17 protein-coding genes are annotated in these 16582 nt (G+C 66.9%); 9 read left to right on the top strand and 8 right to left on the bottom strand.

All coding sequences use genetic code 11. From position 1 onward, the window contains the following. Positions 1–39 precede the first annotated feature (39 nt). The 6 genes from ACOZ4O_RS03420 to ACOZ4O_RS03395 are packed head-to-tail and all read left to right on the top strand — an operon-like array spanning position 40 to position 6369. On the top strand, positions 40–1362 hold the full coding sequence (locus tag ACOZ4O_RS03420) for an ABC transporter substrate-binding protein (protein ID WP_424523917.1): 1323 nt from the start codon (positions 40–42) through the stop codon (positions 1360–1362). Between the two features lie 6 nt (positions 1363–1368). Further along, on the top strand, positions 1369–2235 hold the full coding sequence (locus ACOZ4O_RS03415; protein WP_424523916.1) for a branched-chain amino acid ABC transporter permease: 867 nt from the start codon (positions 1369–1371) through the stop codon (positions 2233–2235). Further along, positions 2232–3260 carry a branched-chain amino acid ABC transporter permease gene (locus ACOZ4O_RS03410; protein ID WP_424523915.1) on the top strand — a complete coding sequence of 343 codons (1029 nt, stop codon included), beginning with the start codon at positions 2232–2234 and terminating at the stop codon, positions 3258–3260. Before ACOZ4O_RS03415 ends, ACOZ4O_RS03410 begins: the two co-directional genes overlap by 4 nt. Beyond that, positions 3257–4024: an ABC transporter ATP-binding protein gene (locus tag ACOZ4O_RS03405; protein ID WP_424523914.1), complete on the top strand. Its 768-nt coding sequence runs from the start codon at positions 3257–3259 to the stop codon at positions 4022–4024. Before ACOZ4O_RS03410 ends, ACOZ4O_RS03405 begins: the two co-directional genes overlap by 4 nt. Further along, positions 4021–4752, top strand: coding sequence for an ABC transporter ATP-binding protein (locus ACOZ4O_RS03400; RefSeq protein ID WP_424523913.1), 732 nt, complete (start codon positions 4021–4023; stop codon positions 4750–4752). Before ACOZ4O_RS03405 ends, ACOZ4O_RS03400 begins: the two co-directional genes overlap by 4 nt. After that, entirely contained in the window at positions 4753–6369 is a 1617-nt protein-coding gene (locus tag ACOZ4O_RS03395) for a long-chain fatty acid--CoA ligase (RefSeq protein ID WP_424523912.1), read from the top strand. Here ACOZ4O_RS03395 and ACOZ4O_RS03390 read toward each other — a convergent pair. Further along, complete coding sequence (locus ACOZ4O_RS03390) at positions 6366–7034, bottom strand: MBL fold metallo-hydrolase (RefSeq protein ID WP_424523911.1); 669 nt, start codon at positions 7032–7034, stop codon at positions 6366–6368. The genes ACOZ4O_RS03395 and ACOZ4O_RS03390 overlap by 4 nt on opposite strands. Before the next feature lie 96 nt (positions 7035–7130). On the opposite strand from ACOZ4O_RS03390, the gene ACOZ4O_RS03385 reads away from it, so the two are divergent. After that, complete coding sequence (locus ACOZ4O_RS03385; RefSeq protein WP_424523910.1) at positions 7131–7643, top strand: GNAT family N-acetyltransferase; 513 nt, start codon at positions 7131–7133, stop codon at positions 7641–7643. Between the two features lie 42 nt (positions 7644–7685). After that, positions 7686–8138, top strand: a complete 453-nt coding sequence (locus tag ACOZ4O_RS03380) for a hypothetical protein (protein WP_424523909.1) — start codon at positions 7686–7688, stop codon at positions 8136–8138. Positions 8139–8201: 63 nt separating this feature from the next. On the opposite strand, the gene msrB is transcribed toward ACOZ4O_RS03380, so the two are convergent. Continuing rightward, positions 8202–8591: a peptide-methionine (R)-S-oxide reductase MsrB gene (msrB, locus tag ACOZ4O_RS03375; RefSeq protein ID WP_424523908.1), complete on the bottom strand. Its 390-nt coding sequence runs from the start codon at positions 8589–8591 to the stop codon at positions 8202–8204. Positions 8592–8671: 80 nt separating this feature from the next. Here msrB and ACOZ4O_RS03370 point away from each other — a divergent pair, with 80 nt between their 5' ends. Next, positions 8672–9823 (top strand): threonine synthase, encoded by a 1152-nt coding sequence (locus ACOZ4O_RS03370; RefSeq protein WP_424523907.1) that lies wholly within the window; start codon positions 8672–8674, stop codon positions 9821–9823. On the opposite strand, the gene ACOZ4O_RS03365 is transcribed toward ACOZ4O_RS03370, so the two are convergent. The 6 genes from ACOZ4O_RS03365 to ACOZ4O_RS03340 are packed head-to-tail and all read right to left on the bottom strand — an operon-like array spanning position 9820 to position 16389. Beyond that, positions 9820–11631 carry a DEAD/DEAH box helicase gene (locus ACOZ4O_RS03365; protein WP_424523906.1) on the bottom strand — a complete coding sequence of 604 codons (1812 nt, stop codon included), beginning with the start codon at positions 11629–11631 and terminating at the stop codon, positions 9820–9822. The two genes, ACOZ4O_RS03370 and ACOZ4O_RS03365, sit on opposite strands and share 4 nt — an antisense overlap. A 39-nt stretch (positions 11632–11670) precedes the next feature. Then, positions 11671–12369 carry an ABC transporter ATP-binding protein gene (locus ACOZ4O_RS03360; protein ID WP_424523905.1) on the bottom strand — a complete coding sequence of 233 codons (699 nt, stop codon included), beginning with the start codon at positions 12367–12369 and terminating at the stop codon, positions 11671–11673. Then, positions 12366–13121 (bottom strand): ABC transporter ATP-binding protein, encoded by a 756-nt coding sequence (locus ACOZ4O_RS03355; RefSeq protein WP_424523904.1) that lies wholly within the window; start codon positions 13119–13121, stop codon positions 12366–12368. The genes ACOZ4O_RS03360 and ACOZ4O_RS03355 overlap by 4 nt, the downstream gene beginning before the upstream one ends. Beyond that, on the bottom strand, positions 13114–14238 hold the full coding sequence (locus ACOZ4O_RS03350) for a branched-chain amino acid ABC transporter permease (protein ID WP_424523903.1): 1125 nt from the start codon (positions 14236–14238) through the stop codon (positions 13114–13116). The genes ACOZ4O_RS03355 and ACOZ4O_RS03350 overlap by 8 nt, the downstream gene beginning before the upstream one ends. Positions 14239–14240: 2 nt before the next feature. Beyond that, complete coding sequence (locus ACOZ4O_RS03345) at positions 14241–15104, bottom strand: branched-chain amino acid ABC transporter permease (protein WP_424523902.1); 864 nt, start codon at positions 15102–15104, stop codon at positions 14241–14243. A 1-nt stretch (position 15105) separates the two neighbouring features. Continuing rightward, positions 15106–16389 (bottom strand): ABC transporter substrate-binding protein, encoded by a 1284-nt coding sequence (locus ACOZ4O_RS03340; protein WP_424523901.1) that lies wholly within the window; start codon positions 16387–16389, stop codon positions 15106–15108. Between the last annotated feature and the right edge of the window lie 193 nt (positions 16390–16582).

The raw sequence follows: 16582 nt of genomic DNA, 5'->3' as shown, positions 1-16582 counted from the left end.
TTCATGCGAGTTCTACGTGCTATCGGGTGCGGATTACCAATGGTTAACGACTCCCACGAAGACACGTATCGCGCGACGGACGACCGTCGCTTCGCAGAGTTCGACCGCCGAGACTTCCTGAAGGCCAGCGGGGTCGCGGGAGCCGCGGGACTCACCGGGTTCGCGGGCTGTATGGGCGGCGGCGGTGACGACTCGCTGACGTTCGGCGCCATCCACCTGCTCTCCGGGTTCGCCGCGGTCTACGGAGAATCCGCCCAGCTCGGATACGAGATGGCGCGCGAAGAGATAAACAACAACGGCGGCATCGACGGCAGTGAAATCGGCGAGATAATCTACCGGGACAGCGAGGGCGACGGCCCGACCGGCGTGGAAGCCGCGCGCTCGCTCGTCCAAGAGGAGAACGTCGACGGCCTCCTCGGCCTCGACTCCAGCGGCGTCGCACTCTCCGTCGCGCCCGTCGTTAAACAGCTCCAGACGCCGTTCATGATCACGCACGCCGCGACACCGTTCGTCACCGCACGAGACGGGTCCAACGCGGTCGGGAACGACTACGTGTTCCGCGACGGCGTGAACCTCGCGCAGAACGTCTACGGCTCGGCCGTCACCGCGAGCGAGACCGACGCGACGACGTGGACGACCATCGGCCCGAACTACGCCTTCGGAACCCAGACTTGGGACTACTTCAAGGCGTACACGCAGGGAATGGACCTCGGGTACGAGTACCTCGACGACGCGACCGCGTACCCCGAACTCGGCGCGGGCGACTTCACGCCGTACATCAACAAGGTGTTGAACGCGGACCCGGACGGCGTCATCACGAGCCTCTGGGGCGGCGACCTCATCACGTTCATCAATCAGGCGAAGAACTCGAACTTCTTCGAACGGATCGACAACGTCCTCATGACGGTCGGCGCCGCGACGGACGTCCTCCGCCCCATGGGGAGCAACATGCCGGACGGCCTGCAGGCCGGGACGCGGTACTGGTTCGACGCGCCGGACAGCGAGGCGAACAACACGTTCGTCCAGAACTTCCGCGACCGGAACGACGGCCGCTACCCCTCGTACAACGCGCAGAACGCGTACACCGCCCTCTACCTCTACAAGAACGCCATCGAGGGCGCGGGTGGCACCGACCCGAACGGCATCATCGACCAGTGGGACGGCATGCAGTACGAGGCGCCGGTCGGAGACTTCACCATCAACGGCCAGAGCAACCAGGCCGTGTTGCCGGCCGTCTGGGGGACGACCAGTTACTCGGAGGACCGCGGTATCACGCTTCTCGACCCGGTCGAGCGCATCGACGCGCCCGCGGAAGAGCTGCGGTCGCTCCTCGAAGGAACCGACCTGCCTGCTGGTGTCTAATCCAGCATGGCACTACCGATTCAAGAAGTACTCACGGGACTGAGCCTGGGGAGTCGCTACTTCCTCGTCGCTATCGGACTCAGTCTCATCTTCGGCGTGCTCGGCGTGTTGAACTTCGCGCACGGCGCGCTCTACATGATCGGCGCGTACGTCTCGCTGACGGTCGCGCAGAACGTCACCGGGAGTTTCTGGGTGGGATTGGTCGCCGCGGGGCTCGCGGTCGGATTGCTCGGCGCCATAATCGAGATGGGGCTGATTCGGCGCGTGTACGACCGCGACGAACTCGACCAGCTCATCCTCACGTTCGCGTTGGTGCTCGTCATCACCGACCTCACGCGGACCGTCTGGGGGTCGGGGAACCAGACGATGGCGACGCCCGAACTGCTCGCGTCGAACGTCCACTTCCTCGGCACCAGCTACCCCGCGTACCGGCTGTTCGTCATCGTCGTCGGGTTCGCCGCGATGGGCGTGTTCTGGTACGCCATCCAGCGAACCTACCTCGGACGGCTGGTGCGCGCCACGTCCAGCGACCGCGACATGGCCGCGCTGCTCGGCGTGAACGTCCCGCGGCTCTACACGGGCGTGTTCTTCGTCGGGAGTTTCCTCGCCGGTATCGGGGGCGCGCTCGCCGCGCCGATGCAGGCGTTCACGCCCGCGCTCGGCGACCAGGTCATCATCAACGCGTTCGTCATCGTCGTCATCGGCGGCCTCGGGTCGTTCACGGGGGCGTTCGTCGGCGCGATGTTCATCGGACTCCTGCAGAGCTTCGGCGTCCTCATCGCGACGGGCGTCGGCCAACTCCTCCCGTTCCTCGCAATGATTCTCGTACTCGTCTTCAGACCGGAAGGACTGTTCGGGGGTGAAGGACAGTGAGCGACGAGACGATTCTCGGCCTGCCGGCACGCCCCACGGCGCTCGCCGCGCTCGCCGTGCTCGTCGTCGCGCCGTTCGTCCTCCCCACGTTCCAGACGTACGTCCTCTCGGAGGTGCTCGTGCTCGCGCTGTTCGCGACCGGGTTCAACCTCCTCTACGGCTACACGGGACTGCTGTCGTTCGGGCACGCGATGTTCTTCGGAGGCGCCGGGTACGCGCTCGGTATCTTCCTCCGTGACGTCGCGCCCTCCCTCCCCTTCGGCGGCGCGACGCCGCTCGTCGCGTTCGCCATCGCGGCCGTCCTCGGCGTCCTCGTCGCGACGGCAATCGCGATTCCGGTCGGCTACCTGAGCGTTCGACTGGAGGAGATCTACTTCGCGATGCTGACGCTGTCGTTCAGCATGGCGCTGTACACGCTCGTGAACCAGAACTACTTCGGCGTCACCAACGGCAGCGACGGCATCCTCGTCCTGCTCCAGACGTCGAACCTGTTCGGGTTCCAACTCTCGCTCTACGACCGGGTGACGTACTACTTCGTCATCCTGCTCGTGGTCGCGCCCGCGATGTACATCCTGTGGCGGGTGTCGAACTCGCCCTTTGGCCTCGTGTCGGAGGCCATCCGGGAGAACTCGGAGCGGGCGTCCGGCCTCGGCATCGACGTGCGCCGCCACCAGTGGGGAGCGTTCGTGCTCTCCGCGGTGTTCACGGGTATCGCGGGCGTGCTCGTCGCGCCCCTGCACAGTTCGCTCTCACCGGGCGCGAGCCTCCACTGGACCATCAGCGCCGAACCCGTCATCATGACCGTGTTCGGCGGCCCGTACTCGTTCATCGGGCCGACCGTCGGTGCGCTCTTCTACCGGTACATCCGGTGGGGTATCACGCAGTTCCCGCTGCTGGAAGCGCACTGGCAGCTCGTGTTCGGAACGCTCATCCTCGTCATCGTCGTGTTCGCGCCGCGCGGCGTCTCCGGCCTCCTCAAGTGGGCCGTGGACCGCGTTCGCGGGAACGGAGGTGAGTCGGCGTGACGACCGTGCTCAAAACGGAGGACTTGCGCCGTGAGTTCGGCGCGCTCTGCGCGGTCGACGACGTGAGCGTCGAAATCGACTCGGAGGAAGTCACGTCCATCATCGGGCCGAACGGCGCGGGGAAGACGACGTTCTACAACCTCCTCTCCGGCCGCCTCGACCCGACTGCGGGCGAAGTGTTCCTGCGCGGCCGGAGCGGCGAACTGGAGAACGTCACCGGACTTCCGCCGCACGACATCGCACAGCGCGGCCTCTCCCGCGCGTACCAGATAAACAATAACTTCGAGGGGCTGTCCGTGCTGGACAACGTCCGCGTCGCGCGCGTCAGCACGACCGACCGCTCGAAGGAACTGCTCTCGCGCTACCACACCGACGACGAACTCAGGGAGGCCGCCGAGGACGTGCTCGACCTCACCGGCCTCCGGGACGTCGCCGAGACGGAGGCGGCGAACCTCAGTCACGGCGACAAGCGGAAGGTCGAAATCGCGCTCTCGCTCGCGACCGACCCCGCCGTCGTCCTCCTCGACGAACCGACCGCGGGCATGAACCCCTCGGAGTCCGAGGAGATGGTCGAACTCATCAAGGAACTCGACGAGACGACGGACACGACGTTCGTTCTCACCGAACACGACATCGACATGGTTCTCGAAATCAGCGACCGCATCCTCGTCCTGCACCGGGGCGAACTCATCGCGAACGGCACGCCGGACGAAGTGATGGCGAACGAGGACGTGACCACGGCCTACCTGGGTGAGCGCCAATGAGTGAGGGCGACCGCGTGCTCACCGTCGACGGCGTACACGCCTACTACGGGAACAGTCACATCCTCCACGGTGTCGACCTCGACCTCGACGAGGGCGAAGTCGTCACGCTCCTCGGCCGGAACGGCGCGGGGAAGACGACGACGATGCGGAGCATCGTCGGTGTCGTCCCGCCCCGCGAGGGAACCGTGACGTACCGCGGCCAGCAGATAAGCGGGATGGACGTCGACGACATCTCCGACCTCGGCATCAAACTCGTGCCGGAGGACCGCCGCGTCTTCCCGACGCTCACCGTCCAGGAGAACCTCTCGCTCGCGAAGCGCCTCGCGCCCGACAGCGACCGAACCATCGAGGAGATGTACGACATCTTCCCGATTCTCGCGGACCTGAAGTCGAGCAACGGCCAGAACCTTAGCGGCGGCGAGCAACAGATGCTGTCCGTCGCTCGCGCGCTCGTCCAAGACCCCGACGTACTCCTCTTGGACGAACCGACCGAGGGGCTCGCGCCCGTCATCGTCGACGACCTGCGCGAAGTCCTCAACGACGTCGTCGAGCAGAACGTCACCGTGCTCCTGACGGAACAGAACGTCCAGTTCGCGTTCGACCTCGCGGAACGCGGCTACATCATCGACAAGGGCGAAATCGTCTTCGACGGCGAAATCGAGGAGATAGAGGAACGCGAGGACCTCCTCGAAGACTACCTCTCCGTCTCCAGTGGTGAACTCGAATAGATGAGCACGGACCTCACGCTCCGCCCGTTCTTCTGGCGGGCGACACGGCTCTTCCCCGAGAAACGCATCGTCTCCCGGACGCACGACGGCCGGTTCGAGTACACGTACGGCGAGTTCGGCGACCGCGTTCGCCGGCTCGCGGGCGCGCTCACCGAACTCGGCGTCGAGCAGGGCGACCGCGTCGGCACGCTCGGCTGGAATCACTACCGGCACTTCGAGGCGTACTACGCCGCGCCCCTGCTGGGCGCGCAACTCCACACGGTGAACCTCCTGCTGCACGACGACCACCTTGAACACATCGTCACCGACGCCGCTGACGACGTGTTGCTCGTCGACCCGGACGCGCTGGAGGCGGTCGAACGCCTCCACGACTCCTTCGAGTCGGTGCGCCACGTCGTCGTGATGGCGGACGAGGTTCCCGAGACGGAGTTGGAGAACGTCCACGCCTACGAGGATCTCGTCGCCAGCGCGGACCCCGTGGAGTCGTGGCCGGACGTGTCGGAGGACCAGCCGGCGGGCATGTGTTACACGTCGGGGACGACGGGCAAGCCGAAAGGCGTCGAGTACACGCAGAAGATGATCTACTCGCACGCGATGATGACGATGACGCCCGCCGCGCTCGACATCGCTGAGGAGGACGTGGTGATGCCGGTCGTGCCGATGTTCCACGTGAACTCCTGGGAGTTCCCGTACGCGGTCACGATGGCGGGCGCGCGCCAGGTGTATCCCGGGCCGTCGCCCGACCCCGCGGACCTCGTCGAACTCATCGAGGAGGAAGGCGTCACGCTCACTGCGGGCGTCCCCACCGTGTGGATTAACGTCCTCGACTACCTCGACGACCACGACGCCGACCTCTCCAGCCTGGAGCGCATCGTCGTCGGCGGGAGCGCCGCGCCGAAGGGCGTGATGGAGCGCTACGAGGAGGAGTACGACGTGGCCATCGAGCACGCGTGGGGGATGACGGAGACGATGAGCATCGGCTCCGTCAGCCGCCCGAAGTCGAACATGGACGTCTCGCAGAGCGAGGAGTACGACCTCCGCGCCAGCCAAGGACTGCTCTCGCCCGGCCTCGAGATGCGGGTCGTGAACGACGACGGCGAGGAAGTCCCCTGGGACGGCCAGACGCCGGGCGAACTGCTCGTGCGCGGCCCCACCGTCGTCGACGAGTACTACAACCGCCCCGAGGCGAACGAAGAAGACTTCCAAGATGGATGGTTGAAGACGGGTGACATCGTGGTCGTCGACGGGGACGGCTACCTCGAAATCGTCGACCGCTCGAAGGACGTCATCAAGTCCGGCGGCGAGTGGATTTCGAGCATCGAACTGGAGAACCAGCTGATGGCGCACGAGGACGTGGTGGAGGCCGCGGTCATCAGCGTCCCCCACGACACCTGGCAGGAACGCCCGCTCGCGTGCGTCGTCCGCCGCGACGGCAGCACCATCGACGTCGAGGGGCTGCGCGCGTTCCTCGAGGACGAGTTCCCGTCGTGGTGGCTGCCCGACAACGTGGTGTTCGTCGACGAGGTACCGAAAACCGCGACTGGAAAGTTCGACAAGAAAGTCCTGCGCGAGCGCTTCGACGACCCCGACCTCCCGCACACGCCCGGCGAGGATTAGGGGTCGAGCGCCGCCACGTCTGTTTCTGACGCGTCGACGAGTCCGCCGTGATAGCAGAGCACGCGGTCGTACGCGTACTCCGCGAGGTGGCTCACCGACTCGTACGCGCGCTCGAGGTCGGGCGTCACGCGCTCGTTCGGGCCCTCGATACCGTTCTCGCCGCCGATGAGCGCGTCGCCCGCGAGCAGCAGGTCCGCGTCGGGGACGTGAAGCGAGAGGTGGCCGGGCGTGTGTCCGGGCGTCTCCACGACTTCGACCGGTCCGGCGCGCGTGTCGAACCGCACTCCTTCGACGAGCTCGACCGCTACGTCCACTGGTGGATAGCGCTCGCCGCCGCCCTTGATGGGTTCGTCGCGGCCGTCGATTGCGGGCACGTCGCCGCCGCCCGCCATCGTCACCGCGTCCGTCTCGGCGAGGAGGTCGGCGGCCGCGCCGACGTGGTCGCCGTCTTGGTGCGTGAACACGACGATAGAGACGTCGGCGAGGTCGTGGCCGATGGCGGCGAGTGCGTCCCGTACGTCGTCGGCCTGGTTCGGAAGGCCGGTGTCTACGAGAACGACGCCATGGTCGGTTTCGATGGCGGCCGCGTGGAACACGCGCGTGCCGTCGTCGGTCTCCAGCGGAAGTTCGAGGTCGTACACGCCCGTCGCGAGTTCCGTAACCATACCCGTGCTGTCGCGCGCCCGTGGGGTAAAACCACTCGCCGCCGCGGCCAGTACCGGAACACGAACGCCGATACGGATGGCCGCCCAACGTCGCGTGTGAGTCTCAGGATTCGACGCTACGAGCCCGATGACCGCGAGGCCGCGGACGCCGTCATCGAGGCGGCGCTCCGGCACGCGAACGCCTACTTCGAGGACGCGCCCGCGCTCGTGGACGGCGACCGTCTCGCCGAGTACGTCGAGGAAGGCGGCGAGTTCCTCGTCGGACTGCTGGACGGTGAACTGGTGGCGACAGCCGCGTTCCGCCCGCCGAAGGGCGTCGCCGCCGACCTCGCCACCGTAGACGACGACACCGCGGAGGTGAAGCGGATGCACGTCCATCCCGACCACCACCGCCAGGGGTTCGGGCAGGCGATGTACGACGAACTCGAAGCCCGCGCGAGCGACGCCGGCTACGACCGTCTCATCCTCTCCACGAGCGCCCGCCAGGAGCCCGCACACGCCTTCTATCGACAGAACGGCTACGAACAGACAGGCCAGACGACCGTCGACATCGACGACGCGACTCTCGGCATCCTCGTCTTCCGGAAGAACCTCGCTCGCGGCCGCTAGTCGGAGTAACCCTAATGTGGGTTACACCGCATATATCCGCCCATGGAGGACGGCCCCCACGAGGACGACGCCATTCCCATGCCGGAGCAGATTCCCGGCGAACTGCTGGAGTACCTGCACGAGTCGATCGGCGCGAACTTCCGTGGCGTCGCCTACTACGACCGGGCCACGGTCTCCACACAGCTGCCATCGGACGGAAGCGGGTCGTTCGACGAGGAAACGCTCGAAGAGATCGCCGACGACCTCCGCCTCATGGACGTCGGACGCACCGCACAGGAGTCGCTCTACAGCCTCGGGTCGCTCTACTGCACCATCCGCGCGTTCGACGACGCGCTCCTCCTCCACTTCATTCAGGGCGACGACCGCGGGACGCTCGTCTCCCTCGAACCCACGACCGCGCCCGGACTAACCGACTTCATCTACGACATCCTCCACATCCTCCACGAGTACTCCGACCAGGAGATATCGCGCGCCCCGGACTGGCAGGCCGAGTGACGCCCGCCACGCCCGCCACGCCCGCGCTCCCTCTTCCGCCGATCCGCCGGGCGTCCGCGAAGCCTACGCGTCCTCCTCGAAATCGAGCGCGGCGGAGTTGATGCAGTATCGTTTCCCGGTCGGGTCCGGTCCATCCTCGAACACGTGGCCGAGGTGGCCGCCGCACTCCGCGCACCGCACCTCGATGCGGCGCATGCCCATGCTGTCGTCGTCCCGGAACTCCACGTTCCCCTCGATGGCATCGTAGAAACTCGGCCACCCCGAGGACTCGTCGTCGAACTTCGTGTCCGACTCGAACAGCGTCGTTCCGCAGGCCGCGCAGGCGTACGTGCCGTCGTCGTCCTTCCCGATGAATTCGCCCGTGAACTTCCGCTCCGTCCCCGATTCCCGAAGGATGCGGTACTCCTCGTCCGTGAGTTCCGCGCGCCACTCCGCGTCGGATTTCTCGACCATACCCTGTGTAGGTCGCCGAGGGTAAGGAGCGTTGCGTCCGAACCCGGGAGGTTTTGACCGCGGTCCGTGATTCTCTGGGTATGCCCGATCTCGTCTGCGACGCCTGCGGCGCAACGTACGCCGACGGCGACCGCCAGCACTGCGACTGCGGGGAGACGCTTTGGTACGAACTCTCGACCGACTTCGCGTGGCCCACAGAGTCAGAACGTCTCTGGGCGTACAGCGACCTCCTGCCGGCGAGCGACCCGGTAGGAATCGAGCGCGCGGCCGGCGGGACGCCGCTCGTGCGCGCGCCCCGCCTCGACGACTACGCCGGCTGTCGGGTTCGCGTGAAGGACGAGTCCGCGAACCCCACCGGGTCGTTCAAGGACCGCGGCACCGCCGTCGCGACCGCCGCCCTCCGCGCGCGCGGCGAGACCGAAATCGGCACCGTCAGTCACGGGAACATGGCGATGAGCACCGCCGCGCACGCCGCGAGCGCGGGCATGGACGCCGTCGTGCTCGTCCCCGACGACATCCCCGAGGACCGACTCGGCCACATCGCGCGCTACGACCCCGAACTGTACGCCGTCGCCGGCGACTACGGCCGGCTCTACGAGGAGTCGTTCGCGCTCGGGCCGACGTTCGTCAACTCCGACTCGCCGCTCCGCGTCGCCGGCCAGAAAACCACCGTCGTCGAACTCCTCCACCAGTTCGCCGGCACGCCCGACGCCGTCGTCGTCCCCGTCTCCTCCGGCGGACACGCGAGCGGCACGTGGAAGGCCGTCCGCGAACTCCGCGCCGCCGGCGCTATCGAGGCCGTTCCCGAACTCCACTTCGTGCAGGCCGCCGCCTGCGACCCCATCGCGCGCGCCTACCGGAACGGCGACGACACCGTCTCACCCATCGCGGACGGCGGCGACGACACCGTCGCGTACTCCATCGCGAACGCGAACCCGCCGAGCGGCGACCGAGTCCTCCGCGCCACCCGCGACACCGGCGGGAGCGTGCTCTCCGTCGCGGACGACGCCATCCTCGCCGCCCAGCGCGCGCTCGCGACACGTGCGGGACTCGCCGTCGAGGCCGCGTCCGCCACGTCGCTCGCCGCCGCCCGCGAACTCACCGAAACGGGACGCCTCGAGGAATCCGACGACGTGGCCGTGGTCGCGACCGGCACGGGATTCCGCGAACGCCCGCCGACCCCCGACTCCGTTCGGCGCGTCACCCAAGACGAATTGCGCGAACGCCTCTAATCCCGGAACGCGAGCGCTTCCGCGTCGGCCTCCCGAACGCGCACGCCCTTCTCCGAGAGATGGCGGGTGCGCCGGCGCGCGTGGTCCTCTTCCTCCGTTCCGCGCGTCGCGAGCACGTAGACGAGCGCGCGCCCCGCGGGCCGCATCGTCCGCCCGGCGCGTTGTGCGCCCTGCCGCCGACTCCCGCCGAGGCCGGACGCGACGATGGCGAGCTCCGCATCCGGGAGGTCGATGCCCTCGTCGCCGACCCGTGAGACGATGAGCGCGTCTCGCTCCCCGCTCCGGAACTGCGCGAACAACCGTTCTCGACGGGGGTGCGGCGTCTCGCCGCTCACGAACGGAATGTTCAGGGCGTCTGCGAGCCGGTCGCCCTGATCGAGGTAGTCCGCGAAAATCAGGGTCTTCGCCGTCGGATGCGCCGCCTGAAGGTGTCTGATTTCCTCGACTTTCGCGGGGTTCGCGGCCGCGCGCTTCCGGCGCTCGTGGCCGTCCGCGGACGCCCACTCGTACCGGTCGTCCTCCGACAGCCACGGCACGTATCGGATTTCGACCTCGGGTTCCTGCACGAATCCCGCGTCGAACAGCGCGTCCCAGTCCGTGCCGATGGGCGGTCCGATGAGCGTGTAGATGTCCGTCTCGCGGTCGTCCTCCCGAATCGGCGTCGCGCTCAAGCCGAGGCGGTGCTTGCTCTGGAGGTTCGCCGCGCGCCGGAACACCGGACTCGGGATGTGGTGGGCTTCGTCGAGGAGGATGAGTCCCCATTCGCGGGAGTCGAACAACCGTCGGTGGCGGTCCATGCCCGCGGTCTGGTAGGTCGCGATTGTCACGGAGCGCAGTTCCTTCCGGCCGCCGTGGTACTCCCCGACCTGCTCGTCGGTGAGGGTCGTGTGTTCGAGCAGGTTCTCCCGCCACTGGGACGCCAACTCGCGGGAGGGCACGAGAATCAGGGTTTCGCCGCCAACGGACTCCATCACACCCATCCCGGCGACCGTCTTCCCGCTCCCCGGCGGCCCGACGAGGACGCCCGACCCCTGGCGCTCGAAGCGCGCGACCCAGTCCGCCTGATAGTCCCGGAGTTCGAGTAAGAGTTCGATGTCGAGCGGTTCGCCGCCGTCGAGGTCGCGTTCGTCCCGAACGGGATACCCGGCCTCGTAGAGGATGCGCTTCACCTCGGACACCGACTCCGCGTTCACCCAAGACGTGTCGTCGCTGATGGGCGCGCGCAACTGCGAGTCGTCCAGTTTCTGGCGGGCGACGTTCCCCATCACGTCGTCGGACGCCGCCTCCAAGACAGTGTAGCCCTCCTCGTGGGTGCGGAGCGTGAACTGGTGGGCGCGACGCCACTGGCCCTCCACGAACTCCTCGATGGGCCGCGACCGCCGATTCGTCACCTCCCGGACCGCCGCGAGAATCTCTTCCAGGGAGTCGTAGGGCGAACTCCACACGTCCTCCTTGCGGACTCTGTACCGGTACGCGCCGTCCCGCGTCGTGTCCGCGAGGTGCGCGAACTGACTGAGTCGGGCGCGCGTGAACTGCCGCGGCTGGTCCACCACGATTTCGCGCTGCTCGGGGAACACCACCACGCGCTCTGTCTCCGCGGTCGCCGCGTAGTCCGACGGATAGTAGACGACCGGGTCGGCCGACACGTCCCGGCGCTCCACGCCGTCCCCGACGAGGCCGTCGAGGTCGTCGCTCGCGTCGGCCTGTGGCTCCCCGCGATGAGTCGCCACGTCCGTCGCGGTGACGACGGGACTCCCGACGGATTCGAGCGCGTCGTAGAACGCGGACAGCGAGAACTCCTCTGACACTACACGGCCTTGGGACGCGACGGAGAAGAAGGAAGCGGATTAGCCGCCGAGGTAGGCGTCCCGGATGTAGTCGTCACCGCGGAGGTCGTCGGGCGTGCCGTCCTTCTCGATACGGCCGTTCTCCAGGAGGTAGATGTGGTCCGCGTGGTTCATCGCGAACGTCACGTTCTGCTCGCACAGCAGAACGGTGACGCCGTCCTCCCGGATCTCCTCGATGGCGTCCGAGATGTCCTCCAAGATGACGGGCGCGAGGCCGAGCGTCGGTTCGTCCAGGATGAGTAACTCGGGGTCGCCCATCAGCGCGCGGCCGATGGCGAGCATCTGTTGCTCGCCACCGCTCATCGTGCGCGCGTTCTGGTCCTTGCGCTCTTCGAGCGTCGGGAACACGTCGTAGACGTACTCCAATCGGTCGGCTTCGCCGTCGCCGTGGCGGTACGCGCCGAGTTCGAGGTTGTCCTCGACGCTCATGTACCCGAAGAGGTCGCGGTCTTCCGTGCAGTGGATGAGACCGTTCGCGACGAGGTCGCTCGCGTCCACGGACGACACCTCGGTGCCGTCGTACGTGACGCTCCCGCCGTACGGCCGGAAGCCCGTCACGGTGTTCGCGAGCGTCGACTTCCCGGCGCCGTTCGGACCGATGACGCTCACGATACTTCCTTCCTCGACGCCGAGGCTGACGCCGCGGAGCGCCGACACCTCTCCGTACGACACGGAGACGTCGTCGATGTTCAGAATCATATCTCGTCGCCTCCCAGGTAGGCTTCTTGCACTGTCTCGTCGTTCCGGATCTCCTCGGGCGTGCCCTCCGCGATTTTCGCGCCGAACTGGATGACGATGGCGCGGTCGATGAGCGAAAGCAGGCCGCGCATGTTGTGGTCGACGACGACCAGCGTGATGCCCTCGTCGCGGAGGTCCGTGAGGAGGTCGCTCAGTTCCGCGACCTCGCCGCTCGACAGGCCCGCGAAGGGCTCGTCGACCAGCAGGAGGTCGGGGTCGGTCGCGAGCGCCCGTCCGAGTTCGAGGCGGAGCAGGCCCGCGTGCGGGAGTTCGTCCGGCGTCTGATGGATGCGGTCGCCGAGGCCGACGCGCTCGCAGAGTTCGCGTGCGCGGTCGGTCGTCTTCCCGCGCAGGCCGGACAGCGAGAACAGGCGGTCCGGCGCGAGCGCGAGCTCGACGTTCCGGAGGACGCTCCGGTCGTCCAGCGGCCTGAACGACTGGAACGTACGCGCCATCCCGCGTTTCACCATCTCGTAGGCGGGTTCGCCGGTCACGTCCTCGCCGTGGTAGTGGACGGTTCCGCTCGTCGGTTCGTACGCGCCGGTGACGCAGTTGAACGTCGTGGACTTCCCGGCGCCGTTCGGCCCGATGAACCCGAGGATTTCGCCCTCCTCCACGACGAAGGAGAGGTCGTCGACGGCGGTGAGACCGCCGAACTCCTTCCGGAGGTTGTTCAGGACGAGCAGGCCGTCGTCGGGCGCGTACTCAGTCATCCCGACCACCCCGGAAGAACTCGCGGAACTTCTCTAGCGTCTGTTCGACTGGCGTTCGGCCGCCGTCCGCGGCCGCGCCGTCGGATCCGACGAGTTTGCGGCCCGCGACGATACCCCAGCGGAGCACGCCGCCCGGGAGCGCGAACAGGATGATCAGCGTCCCGACCGCGAAGATGACGAGGTCGAGGTCGCCGACGCTCACGCCGAGTCCCGGCACGACGAAGTCGACGTTGCTGAGCTGGCTGCGGAAGATGCTGAGGAACATCCCGCCGAGCGCCGCGCCGACGATGGTCCCCATCCCGCCGAGCACGGCGGCGATGATGACTTCGATGCTCACCGTCTGCGCGAGCAACTGACTCGGCGTCGGACTCGCCATCGGCGTGTGCACGAACACCGCGCCCGCGAGTCCGCCGACGCTCGCCGACAGCACGAACGCGAACGTCTTGAACTTCGCCGGGTTCAGCCCGGACGCCGCGACGGCGTCCTCGTCCTCCCGAATCGCCGTGAGGACGGACCCGGCGTCGGACCGAGTCACTGCGAGCAACACGGCGAGTATCAGGACGAACAGCGCGAACGCGACGTAGAAGAACACGTACGTCTCCTGTGCGAACCCGCTGGTCGCGACGAGCGGGTCGGGGTTCGGGATGCCGAGTTCGCCGCCGAAGATGTCGCTGCGCCAGATGAACACCTGGAGCAGGATGAGCGGTGCGACGAGCGTCACGAGCGACAGGTATGGGCCTTCGAGGCGGAGCGCGGGGACGCCGATGAGGAGGCCGGCGACCGCCGCGAGCACCGTTCCGAGCACGACCGCGGCGAGCGGCGGGACGCCCCACCCGAGGTTCAACAGCGCGCTCCCGTAGCCGCCGATGGCGAAGAAGAGCGCGTGCCCGAAGCTTATCTGGCCCGTGTAGCCGGACACCGAGTCCCAGCTCATCGCGAACATCCCGATGAACAGCGCTATCGTGATGGTGCGGATGTGCAGGAGGCCCTGGTCGCCCGCGTACAGGAACCCCATCCAGAACGGCGTGAACGCCAGGAGGACGAGCGCAATCAGGCCGAGTTGTTGGCGGAGCGGGAGCGACAGCGGATTCAGCTTCGAAGTGAGTGTGTCCGACATCGTCACTCGGTGAATTCACGGCCGAACAGGCCTTCGGGTTTCGCGAGCAGTATCAAGACCAGTACCACGAGCGACGCGAGACCGCTGAGCGAGGAGTCCACGTACGACATCGTGAACGTCTCCAGGAATCCGATGATGTACGCGCCGATGACGCTCCCGCGGATGGAGCCGATGCCGCCGAGCACGACGATGCTGAACGACAGCACGAGCGGCGAGCGGCCCATGCTCCAGGACGCGGTCTGAATCGACCCGAGGAAGAGCCCGGCGAGCCCGGCGAACGCGCCCGCGAGCACCCACGTGTAGAGGTACATGCGGTCGCTTTCGATGCCGACGAGGGACGCGCCCTTCGTCGACATGCTCGTCGCGAGGATGGCCTTCCCCGTCTTCGTGTAGTTGATGGCGAAGAAGAGGAGGCCGATGATGACCCAGGACAGGCCGAACACGAGGAGGTTGTTCGCCTGAATGCCGCCCGCGATGGCGACCTGTCCCGTCCAGAGCGAGGAGATGACGGCGGGCTGCGTGCCGAACGCCGTCTTGATGATTTCCTCGATGGCGATAGCGGTGACGAGCGTGAGTATCATCACCGTTATCGGGTCGTCCTCGACGCGTCGAATCACCCCCCGGTAGAGCGCCGCACTGAACAGTGCGGGGACGAGGAGCGCGGCGAGCGCGCCGATCCAGATGCTGTACCCGAACACTTCCGAAACGTAGTACGCGCTGAACGCGCCGATGGTGACGGTCGCGCCGTGCGCGAGGTTGAGGACGCCGCCCACCCCGAAGATGAGGGTGAACCCGATTGCGACGAGCGCGTACAGCGCGCTCATCATCACGGCGTTCGCGACGACGTCGGTCAGTGGCAGCGCCATCTTACACCCAGGGCGGACTGTCGTACGACCCGGACGCGAGGCTGTCCGGGTAGATGGCCGTCTGACTGCCGCCGTCGCCGTTCTCGTTCGGCTTCCACTGGAGCCAGAGCGGGCGGACGCCGTTCTCACCGCTCTCGTCGTACACGATGTCGTGCGGGTACTCCTCGTCCTTCCCGTAGTACCGGAGGGTACCGGCGGTGCCGGTGAAGCTCGAACTCTCGAGTTCGCCGACCACATCGTCGGGGTTCCGGGAGTCCGCGCTCTCGGCGGCGGCCGCGTACTGCATCACGGCGTCGTACGCGATGTAGCCCGTGTAGACGGGATACTTCCCGACCTTCCCCTTGTAGGCTTCCGCGTACGGAACCGTCTTCTCCGTGATTTCGGACTGCGGCGTCGCCGTGTTCTGGGTGACGCCGAACGCGCACGCGCCGTTGACGAGCCCCCAGTAGGAGGGAAGCTGCATCGGGACGTGAATGCCGCCGAACGCGAACGGCCGCTGCTGTTTCGCGTACTGGACGATGGCGGTGCTGCCGGAGTGCGCCATCGCGACGAACGCGGCGTCCGCGCCCGACGCTTCGACCTGGTCGTAGATGGTGGAGAAGTCGCTGGTCTCGCCCGCGTAGCGCTTCATGCCGGCGACTTCGACGCCAGCGTCCGCGAGCTGGTTTCGGAGGACTTCGTCCACGGGTTCGGTCCACGTGTAGTCCTCGGTGAGGACGTAGACGGAGTCCCAGCCCATGTCGGAGAAGTTCGCTTCCGCGAAGTCCACCATGTTCGCGCCGAGGAAGTGCGCGTTCACGGGGCCGGTGCGGAACCAGTACTTGTACTTCTCGTAGTCGTCTTTCAGCATCGTGGACGCCTCGGGCGTCGCCGCGCCAGCGGTCATGTGTACTTTCTGCTGGCTCGCGATGCTGTCCATGAGGTTGAGGAGGACCTCGCTCGTGAACACGCCGGTCGTGAAGTCGACGTTCTCACTGACGGTGAGTTCCTCGTACTTCGTCTTCCCGCGCTGCGGTTGTTCGTTCGTCGTCTTCACGGACACCTCGACATCGTTTCCGAGGACGCCGCCGTTCGCGTTGAGTTCCTCGGCAGCGAGCTCCGCGGAGCGCGCGATGGAGTTCCCGATGGGGTTCTCCGTGCCCGTGTGCGAGGTCAGGACGCCGACCTTGAACGCACCGCTCGGCGCGTCGCCGCTGCTGCTGCCCCCGAGACAGCCGGCGGACGCCGCGAGACCGACTGCGCCCGTTCCCTTGAGGAACGTCCGTCGGTCCGCGTTCGCCCTCACACTGCTAACGATGTTTCGTTCCCCCTCGGCTTCGTTACCAGAACAACGCCCATCGTCGTTCTGACTACCTTCGTTAACCATTGGTACGGTATGGTCTTACAGGACCCGATACATAAGTGTGGGTGGTGGTATCACAGGAAAGACCGTGCAATACCTGCTTCGACTGTGTAGGGACGCGCGAAATCGACGCTGG

The organism is Salarchaeum japonicum (assembly GCF_049705945.1).
In the GTDB taxonomy this organism is placed as follows: Archaea; Halobacteriota; Halobacteria; order Halobacteriales; family Halobacteriaceae; genus Salarchaeum; species Salarchaeum japonicum_A.
The sequence above is the reverse complement of the archived record's forward strand: the minus strand, read 5'-3'. Positions and strand labels throughout refer to the sequence as shown.

Excerpts from the sequence above, each read along its gene's own strand:
- ACOZ4O_RS03420 (WP_424523917.1), top strand. The coding sequence starts at position 40 with ATGGTTAACGACTCCCACGAAGACACGTATCGCGCGACGGACGACCGT.
- ACOZ4O_RS03350 (WP_424523903.1), bottom strand. The coding sequence starts at position 14,238 with ATGTCGGACACACTCACTTCGAAGCTGAATCCGCTGTCGCTCCCGCTC.
- ACOZ4O_RS03395 (WP_424523912.1), top strand. The coding sequence starts at position 4,753 with ATGAGCACGGACCTCACGCTCCGCCCGTTCTTCTGGCGGGCGACACGG.
- ACOZ4O_RS03360 (WP_424523905.1), bottom strand. The coding sequence starts at position 12,369 with ATGATTCTGAACATCGACGACGTCTCCGTGTCGTACGGAGAGGTGTCG.
- ACOZ4O_RS03345 (WP_424523902.1), bottom strand. The coding sequence starts at position 15,104 with ATGGCGCTGCCACTGACCGACGTCGTCGCGAACGCCGTGATGATGAGC.
- ACOZ4O_RS03355 (WP_424523904.1), bottom strand. The coding sequence starts at position 13,121 with ATGACTGAGTACGCGCCCGACGACGGCCTGCTCGTCCTGAACAACCTC.
- ACOZ4O_RS03390 (WP_424523911.1), bottom strand. The coding sequence starts at position 7,034 with ATGGTTACGGAACTCGCGACGGGCGTGTACGACCTCGAACTTCCGCTG.
- ACOZ4O_RS03400 (WP_424523913.1), top strand. The coding sequence starts at position 4,021 with ATGAGTGAGGGCGACCGCGTGCTCACCGTCGACGGCGTACACGCCTAC.
- ACOZ4O_RS03380 (WP_424523909.1), top strand. The coding sequence starts at position 7,686 with ATGGAGGACGGCCCCCACGAGGACGACGCCATTCCCATGCCGGAGCAG.
- ACOZ4O_RS03370 (WP_424523907.1), top strand. The coding sequence starts at position 8,672 with ATGCCCGATCTCGTCTGCGACGCCTGCGGCGCAACGTACGCCGACGGC.
- msrB (WP_424523908.1), bottom strand. The coding sequence starts at position 8,591 with ATGGTCGAGAAATCCGACGCGGAGTGGCGCGCGGAACTCACGGACGAG.
- ACOZ4O_RS03415 (WP_424523916.1), top strand. The coding sequence starts at position 1,369 with ATGGCACTACCGATTCAAGAAGTACTCACGGGACTGAGCCTGGGGAGT.